Here is a 1592-nt window from a genome sequence, read left to right on the forward strand (position 1 = left end):
GTACTTAATGCGCCAAAGGCAATATCATTTGCGCTGTATTTTCCGTCGTTATCGGCATCGATCACCACATAACCTTTAATAACCGCACTGCCGTGATAACCTATTTCAACGCCATTCACCGCTGGATTTTGCTTTGAAAGATTAACCGTTAATGATAAGTCTTTTGCCGTCGCTGCCACCGCTTTATTACCCGTTTGGGTATAACTCAATTGGTAACTACTCCAGTCAGCCACACTTTGCGAATTGTCTGCCGTGATAATCCAATCGCCAAACGATAAGTTATTCACTTCAAAATGACCATTACTGTCAGTAATAGCTTGTCGGGTAAGATTGCCATCCGATCTTTTCAGCGTTAATTTCAGTCCTGTTAAATCTTTATCTACAGCAGTGTTCGTTTGACTGTTATCGACATCAATACTCACATGACCTTTTATCACACTATTATATTTATATGCTGAACTATTAGTTAACTCGTCTTTTGTTAACGAAGTAAACGCATAGCTATCACTATTTCCAGGGATGACACGGTTCGCAATTAATTGCGTTCCTTCCGGTGTGCTAACCTTAATTTGATAGTTACCGCCTTTCGGTAATTTTTCAAACTGGTAGTGACCTGAATTATCGGTGTTAACCTTTTTAAGTTCAACGTAATCCGTTACACCCGGCGCCTGATAATTAAGGGTTACATTGATGCCCTTAGTCCCTTCGTTATCCTGTCTATCTCCACTTTCATTTTCATCAATCCAGACATCACCACCGATTTTTTGTTTTCCTACCAATAGATAATTATTATTTTGTGAACCATCTTTTGGTAAATTTGCGATCGGAATAATAATATGTTTCGCGTCTTTACCGGCTGAGCTTTGTTTAAACGCATAGTCGGCATTAGTGTCTAATTTAAGTATCACGGAATAGTTAGCATTATCACCAAACATCAAGTTAGAAAATTTGTACTCACCATCCACGGTTTGTTGAGTCATCAATAGCTTACCGGTACCATCTAAACCATCACGTAACTCAACAGTCAATGCTGTTTCGCTATCAAGTAAATGTGCAAACGCATTTAACTGAGTTAAATCGGTATTATTATCGGCATAATCAACATAGATTTTACCTTCGATACCTTTATCACTCGCTTGTTTGTAATAGAAATTATTGTCTTTTATGCCCACATTAGTTAAATCTAAACTAGATAAAGTATCAATTGGTTGAGTGGTACCTTTACTGTTTTTAACTAATGAATAATTATCTGGCGAGGTTACAACATTAATACTATATTTACCGGAAGGTAAGTTATAGAAATGATATTCACCGTTAGCATTTGTATATTGACGAGCGATCTCTGTTCCGCTTGAATCAATTAGACCGATCAATACATTATCAATTGGCAATTCAGGAGATGTGCCGTCAATAATAGTTTTACCCGCAATACCACTATTAATCGCTTGATTACTACCTATACCTGCCGATGGTGAAGTATTTGAACTTCCTGCTAATAAGAAATATTGGTTTTGTACTGTCTTTCCAACATCTTCAAAGTGAATCGGTTTTAAATTGATATTTGTGTTACCCTCTGCATTAGCAATAACACC

At 37.1% G+C, this 1592-nt stretch carries 1 protein-coding gene; it reads right to left on the reverse strand.

The window, feature by feature from the left end; all coding sequences use genetic code 11:
- Positions 1–1592: collagen binding domain-containing protein (locus ACGH4F_RS09555; protein ID WP_411591022.1), on the reverse strand; the 1592-nt coding region annotated here is incomplete at both ends.

Source organism: Gilliamella sp. CG35 (assembly GCF_046635745.1).
Classification (GTDB): Bacteria; Pseudomonadota; Gammaproteobacteria; order Enterobacterales; family Orbaceae; genus Gilliamella; species Gilliamella apicola_I.